Source organism: Actinomycetospora sp. (genome assembly GCF_055612215.1).
In genome coordinates, this window is the sequence record NZ_JBVPVA010001047.1 from 1 (window position 1) to 1,005 (window position 1,005).

Consider the following 1,005-nt stretch of genomic DNA (forward strand, 5'->3'; position numbering starts at 1 on the left):
TCCTGGGAGCCGCAGTACCACGAGCCGTACATGAAGTACGGAACCGACTACACCTTCCGCAAGGCCGCCAAGAAGGACCCGCTCAAGCAGGTCCTGCGGTCCTACTTCCCCATGCAGGAGGAGAAGGACCACCGCGTCTACGGGGCCTCCGACGGCGCGATCCGCGGTAACATGTTCCGGCAGGTGCAGGAGCGCTGGCTGGAGTGGCAGAAGCTCTTCCTGTCGATCATCCCGTTGCCCGAGATCTCGGCGGCGCGGTCGATGCCGATGCTGTTCCAGGCGGTTCCCAACCCGGAGCTGCACAACGGCCAGGCGATCCAGATGATCGACGAGGTGCGTCACTCGACGATCCAGCAGAACCTCAAGCGCCTGTACATGAACAACTACATCGACCCGGCGGGGTTCAACAACACCCTCCGGAACTTCCACTCGGACTACTGCGGCACCATCGGCCGTCAGTTCGCCGAGGGATTCATCACCGGTGACGCGATCACCGCGGCCAGCATCTACCTGACGATCGTCGCCGAGACGGCCTTCACGAACACGCTGTTCGTGGCCATGCCGGCCGAGGCGGCCGCCAACGGTGACTACCTGCTGCCGACGGTGTTCCACTCGGTCCAGTCGGACGAGTCGCGCCACATCTCGAACGGCTACGCCACGCTGCTCATGGCACTGTCGGACGAGGGCAACCGCCAGCTGCTCGAGCGCGACCTCCGCTACGCGTGGTGGAACAACCACCGCGTCGTGGACGCCGCGATCGGTACGTTCATCGAGTACGGCACGAAGGACCGCCGCAAGGACCGCGAGTCCTACGCGGAGATGTGGCGTCGCTGGATCTACGACGACTACTACCGGGCCTACCTGCTGCCGCTCGAGAAGTACGGCCTGGTGATCCCCCACGACCTCATCGAGGAGTCGTGGAACCAGATCTGGAACAAGGGCTACGTCCACGAGGTCGCGCAGTTCTTCGCCACCGGTTGGCTCGCCAACTACTGGCGCATCGAC

General features: G+C 64.1%; 1 protein-coding gene. It reads left to right on the top strand.

Annotated features, from left to right (window positions below):
* A partial coding sequence (locus AC0CYZ_RS28370; protein WP_472221457.1) for a ferritin family protein occupies positions 1-1,005 on the top strand: 1,005 nt, incomplete at both ends.